Origin of the sequence: Aureivirga marina (genome assembly GCF_015767265.1) — a bacterium.
Taxonomy (GTDB): Bacteria; Bacteroidota; Bacteroidia; order Flavobacteriales; family Flavobacteriaceae; genus Aureivirga; species Aureivirga marina.
This window is the reverse complement of sequence record NZ_JADPIB010000002.1, coordinates 543,959-562,148: the sequence shown is the minus strand read 5'-3', so window position 1 is coordinate 562,148 and position 18,190 is coordinate 543,959. Positions and strand designations below refer to the sequence as shown.

At 29.1% G+C, this 18,190-nt stretch carries 14 protein-coding genes; 11 read left to right on the top strand and 3 right to left on the bottom strand.

What is annotated here, in order from left to right; all coding sequences use genetic code 11:
• The first annotated feature begins 25 nt into the window (after positions 1–25).
• The 4 genes from I1A51_RS06740 to I1A51_RS06725 all read left to right on the top strand — a co-directional run bounded on the left by I1A51_RS06740 (position 26) and on the right by I1A51_RS06725 (position 8,366).
• Entirely contained in the window at positions 26–3,733 is a 3,708-nt protein-coding gene (locus I1A51_RS06740) for a metallophosphoesterase (protein ID WP_196892334.1), read from the top strand.
• A 236-nt stretch (positions 3,734–3,969) separates the two neighbouring features.
• Positions 3,970–4,401, top strand: a complete 432-nt coding sequence (locus tag I1A51_RS06735; RefSeq protein ID WP_196892333.1) for a VOC family protein — start codon at positions 3,970–3,972, stop codon at positions 4,399–4,401.
• Between the two features lie 164 nt (positions 4,402–4,565).
• Positions 4,566–5,888: a ribosome biogenesis GTPase Der gene (gene der / locus I1A51_RS06730; RefSeq protein WP_196892332.1), complete on the top strand. Its 1,323-nt coding sequence runs from the start codon at positions 4,566–4,568 to the stop codon at positions 5,886–5,888.
• Between the two features lie 108 nt (positions 5,889–5,996).
• Positions 5,997–8,366 carry a GAF domain-containing protein gene (locus tag I1A51_RS06725; RefSeq protein WP_196892331.1) on the top strand — a complete coding sequence of 790 codons (2,370 nt, stop codon included), beginning with the start codon at positions 5,997–5,999 and terminating at the stop codon, positions 8,364–8,366.
• 58 nt (positions 8,367–8,424) lie between these two features.
• Here the strand turns inward: I1A51_RS06725 and I1A51_RS06720 are convergent, their stop codons facing one another.
• The 3 genes from I1A51_RS06720 to xrtF all read right to left on the bottom strand — a co-directional run bounded on the left by I1A51_RS06720 (position 8,425) and on the right by xrtF (position 10,006).
• Positions 8,425–8,907 (bottom strand): nuclear transport factor 2 family protein, encoded by a 483-nt coding sequence (locus I1A51_RS06720; protein ID WP_196892330.1) that lies wholly within the window; start codon positions 8,905–8,907, stop codon positions 8,425–8,427.
• 120 nt (positions 8,908–9,027) lie between these two features.
• The gene (locus I1A51_RS06715; protein ID WP_196892329.1) at positions 9,028–9,456 is read right to left on the bottom strand and encodes an exosortase F system-associated membrane protein; all 429 of its coding nucleotides are present in this window, start codon (positions 9,454–9,456) and stop codon (positions 9,028–9,030) included.
• Positions 9,440–10,006 carry an exosortase family protein XrtF gene (xrtF, locus tag I1A51_RS06710; RefSeq protein WP_196892328.1) on the bottom strand — a complete coding sequence of 189 codons (567 nt, stop codon included), beginning with the start codon at positions 10,004–10,006 and terminating at the stop codon, positions 9,440–9,442. The genes I1A51_RS06715 and xrtF overlap by 17 nt, the downstream gene beginning before the upstream one ends.
• A gap of 62 nt (positions 10,007–10,068) precedes the next feature.
• Between xrtF and I1A51_RS06705 the strand changes: the two genes are divergently transcribed.
• The 7 genes from I1A51_RS06705 to rodA all read left to right on the top strand — a co-directional run bounded on the left by I1A51_RS06705 (position 10,069) and on the right by rodA (position 18,059).
• A complete protein-coding gene (locus I1A51_RS06705; RefSeq protein ID WP_196892326.1) occupies positions 10,069–10,515 on the top strand; it encodes a GAF domain-containing protein in 447 nt (148 codons plus the stop codon).
• Between the two features lie 343 nt (positions 10,516–10,858).
• Entirely contained in the window at positions 10,859–12,388 is a 1,530-nt protein-coding gene (gene purH / locus I1A51_RS06700) for a bifunctional phosphoribosylaminoimidazolecarboxamide formyltransferase/IMP cyclohydrolase (protein ID WP_196892324.1), read from the top strand.
• A gap of 146 nt (positions 12,389–12,534) precedes the next feature.
• Positions 12,535–13,563, top strand: a complete 1,029-nt coding sequence (locus tag I1A51_RS06695; protein WP_196892322.1) for a rod shape-determining protein — start codon at positions 12,535–12,537, stop codon at positions 13,561–13,563.
• Between the two features lie 28 nt (positions 13,564–13,591).
• Positions 13,592–14,422 carry a rod shape-determining protein MreC gene (gene mreC, locus I1A51_RS06690; protein ID WP_196892320.1) on the top strand — a complete coding sequence of 277 codons (831 nt, stop codon included), beginning with the start codon at positions 13,592–13,594 and terminating at the stop codon, positions 14,420–14,422.
• Positions 14,415–14,924 carry a rod shape-determining protein MreD gene (gene mreD / locus I1A51_RS17755; protein ID WP_196892318.1) on the top strand — a complete coding sequence of 170 codons (510 nt, stop codon included), beginning with the start codon at positions 14,415–14,417 and terminating at the stop codon, positions 14,922–14,924. Before mreC ends, mreD begins: the two co-directional genes overlap by 8 nt.
• Positions 14,921–16,798, top strand: a complete 1,878-nt coding sequence (gene mrdA, locus I1A51_RS06680) for a penicillin-binding protein 2 (RefSeq protein ID WP_196892316.1) — start codon at positions 14,921–14,923, stop codon at positions 16,796–16,798. The genes mreD and mrdA overlap by 4 nt, the downstream gene beginning before the upstream one ends.
• Positions 16,782–18,059 carry a rod shape-determining protein RodA gene (gene rodA / locus I1A51_RS06675; protein WP_196892314.1) on the top strand — a complete coding sequence of 426 codons (1,278 nt, stop codon included), beginning with the start codon at positions 16,782–16,784 and terminating at the stop codon, positions 18,057–18,059. The genes mrdA and rodA overlap by 17 nt, the downstream gene beginning before the upstream one ends.
• Positions 18,060–18,190 lie beyond the last annotated feature (131 nt).

The window sequence follows — 18,190 nt, the reverse complement described above, 5'->3', positions numbered from 1 at the left end:
ATTTTTAGTTTTTAATCTGGGAATAATGAAAAATAAAATCACTTTTTATATACTAACGATAACTTTTCTAGTGTTTTATGGTTGCGCAACTAAAAAAGTGCAATATGCAAAAAACTTTGAAAATTATCTAAAAGAAGCTCCATATGGGAAAGATGAAATTGCTTATCAAGTATTTTTGATTGGAGATGCAGGAAATGCAATGCCAAATGATTCACTTTCTTCTCTTGTAGTTTTAGAAAAAGATTTACAAAAAGCACCTAAAAATTCGGCTGCGTTATTTTTAGGAGATAATATTTATCCAAATGGAATTCCACCAAAAAAAGATAAAGAAGGAAGAGAATTTGCAGAATATCGTTTAAAAACACAAACTGATATTTTACAAAACTTTAAAGGACAACCAATTTTTATTCCTGGAAATCATGATTGGAGATATGGAATTAAAGGTTTGGAAAGGCAGGAGAAATTTATCAATGATCAATTACAGAAAAAAGATGTTTATTTACCTGAAGCTGGATGTCCATTAGATAAAGTAAATTTGACAGATAATATCGTTGTAATTACTGTAGATTCACAATGGTTTTTGGAAGATTGGGATAAAAATCCAGGAATTAATGAGAATTGTTCGATTATTAAAACTAGAGATAAGTTTTATACAGAATTAGAAGATTTAATCAAGAAAAATCAAGCAAAAACAACCATTTTAGCTATTCATCATCCACTTTATAGTAACGGGCCACATGGAGGACAATATACATTAAAGGATAATATTCATCCATTTAAATCAAAAGTTCCACTTCCGATTTTAGGAACTTTCTTGACAACTTTGAGAAAAACTTCTGGAGCTTCACCACAAGACATGCAAAATAAAGTGTATAATGAATTTATTCAACGAGTTTCTACTTTAGTGCAAGAATCAGAAAATTTGATTGTTGTTTCTGGTCATGAACATAATTTACAATACATTCATAAAAATAATACACCGCAAATTGTTAGTGGTTCAGGTTCTAAAACTTCTGGAGCAAGAGCAATAGATGGTGGACAATTTTCTTATGGTGGTTTAGGGTATGCAACTTTAGATGTGTATAAAAATGGTTCAGTTTGGGTTTCGTTTTTTGCAACAAAAGGAAATAAAAAAGAACTTTTATATAGAACAGAAATTTTAGTTCCAGAACCAAAAGATTATGAAGGAGAATTACCAACTTCATTTCAAAAAACATATACTTCTTCGATTTATACTAAAAAACAAACAAACAAAAGCGGATTTTATGAATTCATCTGGGGAAAACATTATCGTAAATATTATAGCGAACCAGTAACAGTTCCTGGAGTTTTAATAGATACAATTTTCGGAGGTTTACATCCAGTTAGAAAAGGAGGAGGACATCAATCAAATTCTTTACGTTTGGAAAATCAGTTTGAAAAGCAATATGTAATGCGTGCTTTAAAGAAAAGTGCGACAAAGTTTTTACAAGCTGTGGCATTTAAAAAAGTGTATATGGCAAAGAAAATGGAAGGAACATATGTAGAATCTGTTCTTTTAGATTTTTATACAACAGCTTATCCTTATGCGCCTTTTGTTGTTGGTGATTTATCGGATGCAGCAGGAGTTTTTCATTCAAATCCGAAGCTTTATTATATTCCAAAACAAAAAACACTTGGAATTTTTAATAATACATACGGAAATGAATTGTACATGATTGAAGAACGTGTTGCAGATAACCATGGTGATGTAGAAAGTTTTGGTGGAACGAATACAATTATAAGTACAGATGATTTATTAAAAAACCTTCAAAAAAGTGATAATTATAAAGTAGACGAGCCATCTTATATTAGAGCTCGTTTGTTTGATATGTTACTTGGAGATTGGGATAGACACGAAGACCAATGGCGTTGGGCAGAATTTAAAACAGGAAAGCAAAGATTGTATAAAGTGATTCCTAGAGATAGAGATCAAGTTTTTTCAAAATTTGATGGTGTTTTAGTTGCTGCTTTAACAAGATTAATTCCTGCTTTAAGAATGATGCAATCTTATGATGAAGATTTAAGAAGTGTAAAATGGTTTAATTATGAGCCTTTTCCTTTAGATAAGAATTTAATTGTACAAAGTGATTGGGAAGTTTGGGAAGCTCAAGCAAAATATATTCAAGAAAATGTAACAGATGAGGTAATTGATAAAGCATTTACTACTTTACCTGAAAATTTACAGGATGAAACAATCGAAGAAATCAAGAAAAAACTTCGAGGGAGAAGAGGAAATATTCTGAAAATTGCAAGAGAATATTTTGAATATGTAAATAAATATCCTGTTGTAAAAGGAACAGATAAAGATGAATGGATTACAATTGAAAGATTGGATGAAAAGAAAACAAGAATTACCATTCATAGAAAAGTAAAAGGCGAAAAAGAAGCGTTGCTTTTAGATAGAACATATTCGAAAGATTTACATAAAGAAATTTGGGTTTATGGTCTTGGAGATGATGATAAATTTGAAGTTATCGGAAATGCAAAAGGATGTATTCCAATTCGAATTATCGGAGGTGAAGGTAAAAATAATTACATTATTGAAAATGATAGTAATCTAAAAATTTACCAACAAAAAGACAAAGAGTATAAATCAAATAAAGAAAATATTCCAATTAAATTAACGAATGAATACGATTTAGTAGCTTATAATTATAAGAAAGTTACGAAAACAACAAACCAATTAATTCCTTCGATTGGTTCAAATCCTGATGATGGATTTAAAATAGGAATCAAAAATACTTTTACAAAAGAAGGGTTTAAAAGAAATCCATTTACTTCAAGACATAGTTTGAGAGCAGAATATTATTTTGCAACAGATGGTTTTGAAATAGAATATAATGGAGAATTTGCTATAAGAGGAAAATGGAATCTAGGAATTGATGGTTTATTTACAAGTCCAAATTATAGTATCAATTATTTTGGATATGGAAATAATACACAAAATAATCAAGATGATTTTGGTAGAAATTACAATCGTGTAAAATTAAAAACAATTGAATTTGCTCCTTCTTTGATCTGGAAAGGGAGATTTGGAGCAAACTTCCAATTCAAACCAAGTTTTCAACTTTTAGAAGTAGAAGATTCAAATAATCGTTTTGTGAATGTTCCTGGGATTTTACCTAAATATCTTTTCGAAAACCAATCTTATGTTGGAGCAGAAGCAAGCTATTCTTATAACAATGTAAATAATAATGCAATTCCAACTTTAGGAATTCATTTTAATATAACTGGAGGTTGGAAAACAAGTATTTCGGAAACAAAGAAAGGTTTCGGTTACTTAAATACAACATTGGCTGGAGAATATAGATTAATACCAAGTGGAAAATTAGTTTTAGCTTCTAAAATTAATGGAGCTTTTAATTTTGGAAATAATTTTGAATTTTATCATGCAAATTCTATCGGAGGAGATAATGGTTTAAGAGGTTTCCGTGAAGAAAGATTTACTGGAAAAAGAAGTTATTACCAAAATACAGATTTACGATTCCAAATCGGAAAAACAGTTACAAGTCTAGTTCCAATAACATACGGGATTTTTGGAGGTTACGATTATGGTCGTGTTTGGACACAAGATGACAACTCTAGAAGATGGCATGATTCCTATGGAGGAGGAATCTGGGTAACAGGTGCAGAAAGTATCTCAATGAATTTTTCGTTATTTGACTCAGTTGATGGAGCTCGATTTACATTTGGAGTTGGATTTGGATTCTAAAATTCTGAAAGTTAAATAGTTTTAAACGACGTATTTTGTCGGTTTGGAAATTTATTTTTGAAACATGCTGTTTAAAATTATTATTTTTTGAATGGCATTCCCTATTTCCTTTGACTTCGTTTAGGAAATAGGTCGGGCTTTACGCTATATCTTTTGCTGCAAATCTGCAAGCAACAAAAGGATGTCGCTGCAATCCCTAATGCAATAGAAATAATTTAAACCAAAAATATAAAACCATGGCACGAATTAATCCTTATATAATGTTTAACGGAAACTGTGAAGAAGCTTTTGAATTTTATAAAAAAGCATTTGGTCTGACAGAATTTACAGATTTCAACAGATTCAATGAAATGCCTTCTGAAGAACCGCTTCCAGAAGAAATTGGAAATCAAATAATGCATGTTACTTTACAAATTTCAGAAGAAACAATTTTAATGGGAAGTGATACACATGCAGCTTTTGGAGCAACAGACGTTTCAGGAAATAATATTTCAATTTCGATTAATACAGATTCAAAAGAAGAAACCGACAAAATTTACAATGCTTTAGCAAAAGGAGGAGAAATAACAATGCCATTAGCAGAAACTTTCTGGGGAGCATATTTTGGAATGTTAACCGATAAATTCGGAATTCAATGGATGATTAATCATCAACTTGAAGAGAAATAAAAATTAAAATAAATAGAAATAAAAACTCACTTCGAACTGGAGTGAGTTTTTTTATTCTCAAAAAAGTAGAGAGAAATGGTAATCTTTTTTAAAACAATAAATAATAAACATTCATTTGTTTAAAAAGTGATACCTTTGCAAAAAATATATATTTCTTATAGAAGATGAGTATAGTAGCCATAGTAGGAAGACCAAATGTTGGGAAATCAACATTTTTCAATAGATTAATACAGAGAAGAGAAGCAATCGTAGATTCGGTTAGTGGAGTTACAAGAGATAGACATTATGGAAAAAGTGAATGGACTGGTAGAGAGTTTTCTTTAATTGATACAGGAGGATATGTAAAAGGATCTGATGATATTTTTGAAGGAGAAATCAGAAAACAAGTTCAGTTAGCTATTGACGAGGCGGATGCTTTAATTTTTGTGGTTGATGTAGTGGATGGAATTACTCCTATGGATGAGGAAGTAGCAAAAATTCTTCGAAAAGTTACAAAGCCAATTCTTTTAGCTGTTAATAAAGTTGATAATGCAATGCGTCAAGATGATGCTTTAGAATTCTATAATTTAGGATTAGGAGATTATTATCCAATTTCTTCGATTAACGGAGGAGGAACAGGAGAATTATTAGATGCCTTAGTGAAAGTTTTACCAAAAGAGGTAAAAGATGATATTGAAGAAGAGGAAGAAGTAGAAGAATTACCAAGATTTGCAATCGTTGGTAGACCAAATGCAGGAAAATCTTCTTTCATTAATGCTTTAATTGGTGAAGACAGAAATATCGTTACAAATATTGCGGGAACTACAAGAGATTCTATCGATACAAAATACAATCGTTTTGGATTTGAATTTAATTTAGTAGATACTGCTGGAATTCGTAAGAAATCAAAAGTAAAAGAAGATTTAGAATTTTACTCTGTAATGCGTGCAGTTCGTGCAATTGAACATTGTGATGTTGCAATTGTAGTTGTAGATGCAACTAGAGGATTCGAAAGTCAAGATCAAAATATTTTCTGGTTAGCAGAGAAAAATAGAAAAGGAATTGTTGTTTTAATTAATAAGTGGGATTTGATTGAAGATAAAGAAACAAATACTATGAAGAAATATGAAGCAATGGTTCGTAAGGAAATTGAGCCATTTACAGATGTTCCAATTATCTTTATTTCTGCATTAACAAAGCAAAGAATTTACAAAGCAATTGAAACTGCTGTTGAGGTACACAAGAATCGTAGAAATAGAATTCCGACAAGTAAGTTAAATGAAACAATGTTGGAAATCATCGATCAAAATCCACCACCAGCAACAAAAGGAAAATATATTAAGATTAAATTCTGTACACAACTTCCAACTAGAACACCACAATTTGCATTCTTTGCAAATTTACCACAATATGTAAGAGATCCATATAAACGTTTCTTAGAAAATAAATTGAGAGAGGAATTCGATTTTACAGGAGTTCCAATTTCTCTATATATGCGTAAAAAATAGAAAAAAACTTAAAATATTCTTTAAAAAACGTCTCATATTGAGGCGTTTTTTACTTTTTATAAAAAAAGCAGTATTTTTGTAAATCACAATAAATTGTAATAATTCAATATGGATATCATTTACTCAAACAATACAAAAAGAGAGTTGCCTGTTCGTTTTAATATTCATTTTAGAGCGATTTATGATTATTTGCAAGAACATGCAAATGATCCAAAAAGTGTATTGTATGATGCTGCGCCGAGAGGTTTAAAGATATTTAAAGATTATCCAGATTTATTGCACGGTTTTGAAGATGTCCGACTTCTAAAAAAATATGCAGAACCAATCGACTTTTTGATGCGTTTTCTTTTTCCAGAATTTTTGGAAACAAACGAAATTAAAGCAGGTTGTGTTCCTTTTGATATGACAATGTTTAAACTTTCTGAAAGATTTAGGAATATTGTCAAGAATGCAGGAGATGATTTTGAATTGAAAATTAGAAATTTCGATGAATCAAAACTCTATGTAATGTGTTGTTCTTTTATTTTGTCAATGTATTATGGAAAAAATATCGATATGAAACGACCTTTTTTCTATGATATTCCAAATGTGAATGAAAATAAAATGTACACATATAGAGCAGCGTTTAATTCTGATTTTTGTTCTATTCATAAATCGGATGATGCACCTGAATTATCAGAAGAAGATTTTAATTATTTAATGGATAATTTTCATGACTTTGATGCTTGGAAAGAAAAAGTTCCTGCAAATAGTTATATCATAGATGGTTTTGGAATCATGAATTTATTTGATGTAACTACAGAGGAAATTATTTCAAATATTCATACAACTTTACTAGAAAAAGATGATGAAGCTGTTTTCCGTTTTCAAGAAGATTTAAGAAAATTGATGAATATTCCAGATTTGGAATTCGGTTTTTCGATAATCAATATTTCGGAAGAAAAAACACAAAAAACAGCTGTTAAAAATGTACATAGTTTACTTTTTGAAGAAATTCATTGTGAATGTACACGACACTTTTTCTGTAGTTCAATTTTAAATAATGTTTTTAATCACAAACAAATTTTCACTATTTCTGATTTAGAAACTTATGGTAAAAAGAATGATTATAATGATTTTTACACAGTTCTAAAAAAACAGGATATTCAAAGTTTTGTTTTAGTTCCAATTGATTTAGATGAAGAACATCTTGGAATTATGGAATTAGGTTCGAGAAGAAAACATGAATTGAACTCTGTAAACGTGCAAAAACTGGACGATATTTTACCTTTATTTATCACGGCTGTTCAACGTTCAGTACAAGAAGAATACAATCAGTTTGAATCTTTAATTCAAGAACATTATACTTCGATTCATCCCAGTGTAAAATGGCGTTTTCATGATGCTGTAGAAAACTATTTAATTCAAAAAATGAACAAAATCAAAAACGCAAAATTAGAAGATATCGTTTTTGATAATGTGTATCCGATTTACGGACAATGTGATATTAAAGGTTCTTCTGTAGCTAGAAATAAAGCAATTCAGCAAGATTTAATTGCGCAATTAGAAATGGCAATTGCAATTTTGAAGGAAACGTATAAATTGGATAAACTTCCTATTTATGAAGAATTAATTTTTAGAATTAATAAGTATTTAGGGCAAATTAGAAAAGGAATAAAATCTGGAGATGAAGTTGGAATTACAGACTTTTTAAAGAAAGATATTTATCCAGTTTTTAATTACATAAAGACAATTAATAGCGAATTAAAAGCTTTAGTAGAAGCTTATGATGAACGAATTGATTCGAATGTTTTAGTAGTTTATGAAAAACGAAAAACTTACGAGGATTATGTAACGAGATTAAATACTGTTTTGGCAGATTATATTGACTCAAAACAAGAAGAAGCACAACAGATGTTTCCACATTATTTTGAGCGATTTAAAACAGATGGTGTAGATTTTAATATGTATATCGGACAAACATTGGTTCGAAATAAGAATTTTAATCTATTGTATCTACATAATTTAAGGTTGTGGCAATTGCAAGTGATTTGTGAAATGGAGAATCTTGCAAAACAATTGGAATCTGAGAATCAGTTTTCATTGCAAATTGCTTCTTTAGTTTTAGTTCATCATATGCCACTTTCTATAAAATTTAGAATGGATGAAAAACAATTTGATGTAAATGGAGCGTATAATATTCGATATGAAATAATTAAAAAACGTATTGATAAATCGCTTGTTAAAGGAACTTCAGAACGTTTGACACAACCTGGAAAATTAGCAATTGTTTATACACAAGACAAAGAAGCGGAAGAATATGTAAAATATATTCAGTTTTTACAATCGAAAAATTACTTGAAAAAAGATATTGAATTTTTAGATATCGAAGATTTACAAGGAATTGTTGGGTTGAAAGCTTTGCGTGTAAAAATTAATTATGATAAAAGTATTATTGAACCGATTTCAATTGATGAATTACAAAGTATTTCGGTTTAATAATTTTAAAACATAAAAATAAAAGCATATTGAATTTTTTCTCAATATGCTTTTTTATTTAAGATTTTTCTTCCTCAGAATTTGGTTCTTCAAAATTATCGTAATAAGTATAATCTTTTGTGATTTTCCCGTTTTCAATTGTGAAAATTGTACAAATTGGTAGCTCGAATTTTGAACCATCTGGTGCAGTTCCTGTAGAAATAAATTCTACAATTATATTTTTATCTCCAGAAGGATACATCGCAATTACTTTATCATTTAAATCTGGAAAAATTTGATTTAATTCTTTATATTTTTCGAAAATTTCTTTTTGAGTTTGCTTAACTGTTTTAATTCCAAAAGAAGGATCTTTAAATTCCGCAGATTCCACATACATATTTGCCATTGTATCCCAATGATGATTATTAAAATGCACAAAATATTCTTTGATTAAAGCTAAATTTTCGTTTTGTTTATTCAGTGGATTATTCTCTTTTTCTGTTGCTACATCACAAGAAATAAAGCTTAGTGACAAAATTAAAATTGTAAAAATTTTTTTCATAATTTCCTTTTTTAAATTTATTTGTTAGATGAATAAGTTTTTTAAAAAAAAGAAATTTACAATTTTAAAGAAGTAAAAATGAAGATTTAGGTGTAAAATAACTATTTGATAATAAGTGTTCTATTCTTTCATTTTTTGAAAATAAAAAGCAGGAAGTAAAATCAATAAAAATAAAGGATGAATCAGAAAACGTCGAATGTAAAATAAAATTCGATTGTATTCTGGATTGTTAATTTCTAATAAAATAAAAAATGCGATAGATAGTATAATGAAAGCAATTTGATAAAACCAAAGAGAAAATTTTACCACATTTTTTTCCATAAAAAAAAGAAAAAGAATTGCGATAGAAATACATTCATTTATAAAAAATAAAATACTGTTTTTCCAAAAATGCGACCAAAAATTGATTTTTGGCAACACATCGGAAATTGCTTTTGTTTCAAAAAAAGTTCGCAAAGGATCTTGTAGCCATTTATTTGATAAAAAACGAACGAGAACCAAACTTATAAATCCGCAAATAATCAGAAAAATTCTAAGCTTTTTGTTCATTTTTTTTCTTTTTTAAATTAAAACCAGCATATTTTTTAATCCACCAAATCCACAGAAGAAAAGTATATCCATAAATTAATGTTGGAAAAATATAATGATGCATAAAATGTTGTGATTCTGGATAATATTCTGGAATGACAATCAGAATAAAAATTCGGAAAATATTGAAAAAATAAATAGAAACACTTCCGAATAAAATAAATAAGAAAGTTGTTAAAAATCTGCCAGAAAAAGCAATAATAAAAGAGATAAATAAAATAATAACACTAATTGCATTACATCCTTCCACAATTGCTGCAACAGGATATTCTTTCGAAGTGTAAACTAAGACAGAAAGTTCGTTTTGACTTTGTAATAATCGCATTGGAAATCCGACGAAATCTCCTAAACGTTTGGTCAACATTGCAACATTTTGCGTAATAGGTTCACAAGAAAAATATGGAGCAGTGATTTGATTGCTATTTAAATACGAATTATAAAATATAAATAACAAAAAATATGTTCCGAAAAACTTTAATAGAAATAGCAACAAATATTTGTTTTTTTTCATGTGATTTGTCCCTAATTTTGCAAGGTTAATTTAGACATCAAATTTACACTAAAGATATAAACATGGAAGCATTAAAACAGAAAATTGAAGAGCAAATCAAACTTTTCAATTCAATAGAAGAAAAATTACAAGCAATTACTGATACATTAGAGAAAGAATTAGATTATTATGATTGGGTAGGATTTTATTTCAAAAATGGTGACAAAGAAGAATTAAAACTTGCACAATACACAGGAGAAGAAACAGATCATACAATTATTCCTTTTGGAAAAGGAATTTGTGGGCAAGTTGCTGTTAGCAATGAAAATTTTGTTGTAGATGATGTGCACGCACAAGATAATTATATCGCTTGTAGCATTCATGTGAAATCGGAAATTGTAATTCCAATTTTTAAAGATGGAGAAAATATTGGACAAATTGATATTGATTCAAATACAGCTTCTGCATTTTCAGAAAAAGATGAAAGACTTTTAGAACACGTTTGTAAACTTGTTTCAGAGTTTATTTAAAATATTTTTTTGGAAGTTCCCTTTTCTTGTTCCGAAAACAAGAAAAGGTCGGGCTTTCCGCTATATCTTTTGTTCCATTCTTCCACAAAAGGATGCCGCTGCAATCCCTAACTCAAAGAAATTTCTTTTTCTTAAAAAATATTTCAAAATTTTAGATTTATCCTTATTTTTATAGTTCTCCCCGAATTTAGAATTAAAAAGATTTTTGAAACTACTTATTTTTATTTTCCTCTTCTCCAATTTTTATATAAAATAATTAAAAATAAACTAGAATATTCCTATTTTTTCTATTGTAAAACCATGTGATTATTAGTAGCTTTGCGAAAAATCACAACACAACAACATGAACAATTTAAAAAAAGCAAAATCGGCGTTAATATCTGTCTTTCATAAAGATGGGTTAGAGCCTATCGTGCGTAAACTAAACGAGTTAGGAGTAACGATTTATTCAACAGGAGGTACAGAAACGTTTATCAAAAACTTAGGAATTGATGTAGTTCCTGTAGAAGATGTTACAAGTTATCCGTCTATTTTAGGAGGAAGAGTAAAGACTTTACATCCAAAAGTTTTTGGAGGAATTTTAAATCGAAGAGATAACGATGGAGATGTTGCACAAATTGAGGAATTTGAAATTCCAGAAATTGACATTGTAATCGTAGATTTATATCCTTTTGAAAAAACAGTTGCTAGTGGAGCTTCAGAACAAGATATTATTGAAAAAATTGATATCGGTGGAATTTCATTAATTCGAGCAGCTGCGAAAAACTTTAAAGATGTAATTTGTGTTTCTTCAATGGATCAGTATGATGACTTTTTACAAGTGATTTCTGAAAATGAAGGAACAACTTCTGTTGCGCAACGTAAGCAATTTGCAGCGAAAGCGTTTAATGTTTCTTCGCATTATGATACAGCAATCTTCAATTATATGAACGAAGGAACTGTAAGAACTTTTAAAGAAAGTATTGGAGAAACAAAAGAATTACGTTACGGAGAAAATCCACATCAAAAAGGATATTTCTTTGGTAATTTAGAAGAAATGTTCGATAAATTACATGGAAAAGAACTTTCTTATAATAACTTATTAGATGTTGATGCAGCTGTAAACTTAATGGAAGAATTCAAGAATGACGCACCAACTTTTGCGATTTTAAAACATAATAATGCTTGTGGAGTTGCACAAAGAGAAACTGTTAAAGAAGCATATTTAGATGCTTTAGCTGGAGATCCAACTTCTGCTTTTGGAGGAATTTTAATTTCAAATACAGCAATCGATTTAGATACTGCAAATGAGATACATAAATTATTCTGTGAAGTTGTTATTGCACCTGCATACGAAACAGAAGCATTAGACGTTCTGAAAGGAAAGAAAAACAGAATTATTTTAATTCAAAAAGATATAAAATTACCTGAAACGCAATATAGAACTGCATTGAATGGTGTTTTATTCCAAGATAAAGATTTAAAAACAGATACGAAGGAAGATTTAACAACTGTTACAAAACTTGCACCAACAGAAGCAGAAATCGAAGATTTATTATTCGCTTCAAAAATTGGAAAACACACAAAATCTAATACAATTGTTTTAGTAAAAGGAAAACAATTATGTGCAAGTGGAACAGGACAAACTTCAAGAGTTGATGCTTTAAATCAAGCAATTGCGAAAGCAAAACATTTCAATTTCGATTTAGATGGAGCAGTGATGGCAAGTGATGCTTTTTTCCCGTTTCCTGACTGTGTAGAAATTGCAAATAAAGATGGAATAAATGCTGTAATTCAACCAGGAGGTTCTATAAATGATAAGTTATCAATTGCATATTGTGATGAAAATAATATGACAATGGTAACAACAGGAACAAGACATTTTAAACACTAAAGAAGTAAACTGAAACTTTTAACATAATTTATCTTTGATTTTTAACATAATACCTTAGGAAAAATTAGAGTTAAAGGTTTCATTTGCTTCATTAATTATTAAATTTGCAAACAGCAGTATATAACAATATAAATTAAAACATTTTTATGGGTTTTTTCGACTTTATGACCGAGGACATTGCAATTGATCTTGGTACAGCTAATACACTTATTATACACAATGGAAAAGTTATCGTAGATGCACCTTCTATAGTAGCACAAGATAGGACCTCCGGGAAAATCATCGCTACAGGTATGAAAGCTAGTATGATGCAGGGAAAAACCCATGAAAATATTAAGACAATTCGTCCACTTAAAGATGGAGTAATTGCAGATTTTGAAGCTTCTGAAAAGATGATTACGGAATTTATTAATCACATTCCAACAATCAAGAAAAAGTTGTTTAAACCAGCTTTAAGAATGGTAATTTGTATTCCTTCAGGAATTACAGAAGTAGAGAAAAAAGCCGTTACAAATTCTGCTGAGCATATGAATGCTAAAGAAGTATATCTAATTCATGAACCTATGGCAGCTGCAATTGGTATTGGAATTGATATTATGCAGCCAAAAGGAAACATGATTATTGATATAGGTGGAGGAACAACAGAAATTGCTGTTATTGCACTTGGAGGTATTGTTTGTGATAAATCGATCAAAGTTGCGGGAGATGTGTTTACAAATGATATTTCTTATTACATGAGAACACAACATAACTTATATGTTGGAGAGCGTACTGCTGAAAAAATTAAACTTCAAATTGGAGCTGCAACGGAAGATTTAGAAAGTATTCCAGATGATATTTTAGTACAAGGTCGAGATTTATTAAGTGGAAAACCAAAACAAGTTCAAGTTTCTTATCGTGAAATTGCAAAAGCATTAGATAAATCTATTTTAAGAATTGAAGATGCTGTAATGGAGACATTATCGCAAACACCACCAGAACTTGCTGCGGATATTTATAATACTGGAATCTATCTAGCTGGAGGAGGATCGATGTTAAGAGGTTTAGATAAACGTCTTTCTAGAAAAACAGACTTACCAGTTTATGTTGCAGAAGATCCGTTAAGAGCTGTAGTTCGTGGAACTGGAGTTGCTCTAAAAGATTTAGAGAAATACAAAAACGTATTAATGAAATAATAATTAAAGAAATCTTCTATAGGAATACATGCGCTTTATTGTTTATATTTTATTGAAATACAAATTCTTTCTAATCTTTTTATTATTGGAAAGTATTGCCCTCATATTTACAATTCAAAGTCATTCTTATCATAAAAGTCATTTTGTAAATTCTGCAAATGCAATTACAGGAGGAATTTATGAGCAAACAGCAACTATAGAAGAGTTTTTTGTATTGAAAAAGGAAAATCAAAATTTAGCAAATGAAAATGCTAGATTAAAAAATATTATTGCACGAATTTCTGCTGAAAAAGATACAACAAACTTTACTATGGTAGATTCTATTTATTACCAAGAATATAAATATACCGTAGCAAAAGTTGTTAATAATCAATATACAAGAAAAAATAATTACCTGACAATAGATAAAGGAAGTAATCAAGGAATTGGAGAAGACATGGCTGTGGTGAACAGTCTTGGTGTAATCGGAATTACAAAAGATGTTGGTTCGAATCACGCAACAGTTTTGTCGATTTTAAATTCTAATTCTAAAATTCATGCAAAACTAAAAAATAGTTCTCATTATGGAACATTACTTTGGAATGGTGAAAGTTATACAACTGCACAATTAACAGATATTCCAAGGCAAGCAAAATTTGGTATTGGCGATACGATTATAACTGGAGGACGTTCTCTTTTATTTCCTGAAGGAATTCCGATTGGTATTGTAAAAGACTTTGAATACGATAATAATAAATACGAGAAAATTGATATTTCATTATTCAATGATATGAGTGCTTTAAGTTATGTAGATGTAATTACAAATTTAAACAAGAAGGAATTAGAACAATTAGAGGAGAGGAGCAACGATAATGAATAACCTTATATTAATAAACGTTTTACGTTTTTTTGTTTTAATACTATTACAAGTTTTAGTATTTAATTCTTTTGAATTTTTAAGATTCTTAAATCCCGCTATATATATTCTTTTTGTATTTCTTTTTCCTATTAGAAAAGATCGAACAATCTTTTTAGTTTCGAGTTTCTTTTTAGGATTATTTATTGATTTTTTCTCTAATTCGGGTGGAATCAATGCTGCATCTATATTATTGATTGCTTATTTGAGAATTTATGTAATTAATTTCCTACATAGAAATAGAGAGTTTGATTTCGTTTTATTTCATCCAAGAAGTTTATCCTTTGGAAAAATGGTTTCTTATGTTGGAATCTTAACATTCATTCATCAATTCGTTTTTTATCTATTGAGTAATTTTAGCTTTCATAATTTCTTAAACTTATTGACAAAAATTACAATTTCAACTATTTTTACGACTATATTATTAGTTCTAAGTATCTTATTATTTGAGAAGAAAACAAAATGAAAAGACAAGTTTTACTTATCTCATTTGTAATTCTTGCAACTTTAGCTTTTATTGGTAGATTATTTTATCTGCAAATGACAGATAATAATTATCAATTATCTCCATTGAGTAACTCTGCTGTTAAAGTTGTACAAGAAATACCTGAAAGGGGATATATCTACGATAGAAACAATAAATTATTGGTTGCAAACCAACCATCCTACAATATAAAAGTGATACCTAGAGATGTAAAATCTTTAGATACACTAGAGTTTTGCTCTTTATTAAGAATTGATAAAGAAAGATTTATCAAAAATATGGAACGAGCAAAACGTTATTCAATGCGAAGTTCTTCTGTATTTTTACCACAAGTATCCAAAGAAGATTATGCTGCATTACAAGAAAAAATGCATAAATATGAAGGGTTTTTTATTCAGAAAAATACCCTGAGAGAATATCCGATTAATTCTGCTGCAAATGTTTTAGGATATTTAAGCGAAGTAAATCAAGAAACAATTGAAGAAAAACCGTATTATCAATTAGGAGATAATATCGGATTGACTGGTGTAGAAAGATATTATGAAAATGAATTAAGAGGGAAGAAAGGTGTCAAAAGAATTCAAAGAAACAAACACAATAAAGAAATTGGTCCTTATAAAGGAGGTATTTATGATACCTTGGCAATTCCTGGAAAAGATTTGACATTAACACTAGACATTGATTTACAAAAATATGGTGAACAATTAATGCAAAATAAAAGAGGAGGAATTATTGCAATTGAGCCAAAAACAGGAGAAATTTTAGCTTTAGTTTCAACGCCAACGTATAATCCAAATTTAATGATTGGTCGTGAGCGAAGTAAAAATTCTCCAAAACTTTATGGAGATAAAGAAAACAAACCAATGTTTGATCGTGCTTTACAAGCAACTTATGCTCCAGGTTCACCTTTTAAAATTGTCAATGGATTAATTGGTTTGCAAGAAGGTGTTATCACACCACAAACAGGATTTACTTGTTATCATGGATTTAGATATGGAGGAAGAGCACAAGAATTCATGAAATGTCACTGTGGAATTGTTGGTTATCCAATTCGTTTAGAAAAAGGAATAGCAAAGTCTTGTAATAGTTATTTCTCAAATACTTATAAAAGAATTATTGAAAATTATCCAACTGCTCAAGAAGGAATGAATGCATGGAGTAAGCATGTTCAAAGTTTTGGACTTGGAAATTATTTAGGATATGATTTGTCTGTTGGACAAAAAGGTTTAGTTCCAAATGCTGCGTTTTATAACAAATATTATCCATTAAAAAATTGGAAAGCAGTAACGACAATTTCCAATGCAATTGGACAAGGAGAGATTTTAACAACACCAATTCAATTAGCTAATTTAACTGCAATTGTTGCAAATAGAGGATATTATTATACACCACATATTCTGAAAAAAATTAATAATAGAGCAATTGAAAATCCAAATTTTGTTGAGAAAAAATATACAACAGTAGATGCTGTACATTTTGATCCAGTAATTCAAGGAATGTTAGAAACTTTTGAAACAGGAACAGCAAGAGCTTCTAAAATTCAAGGAATTGAAATTTGTGGAAAAACAGGAACAGTAGAAAACTTTATCAGAGTAGATGGAAAAAAAGTTTCTCTAGAAGACCACTCGATTTTGGTTGCTTTTGCTCCAAAAGATAATCCTAAAATTGCTATCGCTGTATATGTAGAAAATGGTGGTTTTGGTTCAAATATCGCTGCTCCAATCACAAGTTTAATGATTGAAAAATATTTAACTGGAGAAGTGAAACGTTCATGGATGGAAGAAAGAATGTATAATACAAGTTTGGAAGAAGAATATAAAAAGAAAATAATCACAGAAGTTGAGGACGAGAAATAAAAATATAATAAGTAACATAGATTGGATTTTAGTTTTCTTTTATATCGCTTTATGCTTTATCGGATGGCTAAATATTTATGCAGCATCTTCACCAGATGAAAATGTAGAAATTCTAAATTTTTCTACGAAATACGGAAAGCAATTAATCTTTTTTGGTTTAAGTATTCCTTTGATTTTAATGGTAATGTTTTTAGAATCTAAGTTTTACGAACAATTTTCCAGTGTTTTTTATGTTCTCTCCATGTTGACTTTAATAGGTCTTTTTCTTTTTGGAAAAACGATTAAAGGAGCAACTTCTTGGTATGCGATTGGTGGATTTACTCTTCAACCCAGTGAATTTGCAAAAGCGGCTACAGCACTAGCAATTGCTAGATTAATTACAGATAAACAATTTGATTTCAAAAAGAGGAAATATCAAATACAAGCATTTTTAGTCATTTTTGTACCAGTAATTTTAATCACATTACAACCAGATCCAGGTTCTGCCTTGGTATATTTTTCTTTCTTTTTTGTTTTTTATAGAGAAGGTTTACCATCCTATTATATTTCAGTTGGAATAGGTGCGATTTTACTTTTTATCGCAACCTTAGTTTTTGGTTATATAGCTTTACTAGCTTTTATTTTCGTTGTTTTTGCAAGTTTAAGTATTTATTTATATAGTAAAAAACAACGTGTTTTTAAAAGAAACATGTTTTCTATCATTGGAACTTATATCATTATTTCTCTTTATGTGTTAAGTATTAGTTTTATTTTTAACAATGTATTTAAACAACGTCATAGAGACCGTTTTAATATTGTTTTAAATAAAGAAACAGACAATTCAGGGAAAGGTTATAATCAACAGCAAGCAGCAATTTCTATAGCTTCTGGAGGGCTTCTTGGAAAAGGTTTTTTAAATGGAGATAGAACACAAGGAAAATTTGTTCCTGAACAAGATACTGATTTTATTTTCGTAACAATTGGAGAAGAATGGGGGTTTGTTGGAAGTGCATTAGTTGTACTTTTATTTTCATTGTTTATTCTTCGAATAATTTATGTTGCAGAACGCCAAAAATCGCCATTTAGTCGAATCTATGGCTATAGTATTGCTTCCATATTTTTCTTTCATTTTGTGATTAATATTGGAATGGTTTTAAAGCTTCTTCCGACTATTGGGATTCCATTACCATTTTTTAGTTATGGAGGTTCTTCACTTTGGGCATTTGCAATTTTACTATTCATTTTTGTACGATTAGATGCAAATCGTACTTTAGATTGGTAAAAAAGAGTTTTTTGAAAAAAAATGTAACTTTCATTAAATTAATTGATTATAAATTTGAAGAAAAATAAAATAAAAAAAGTGTAATTTTTAACGGAAAAAAACTTGTATAAATAGAAAAACTGCATATATTT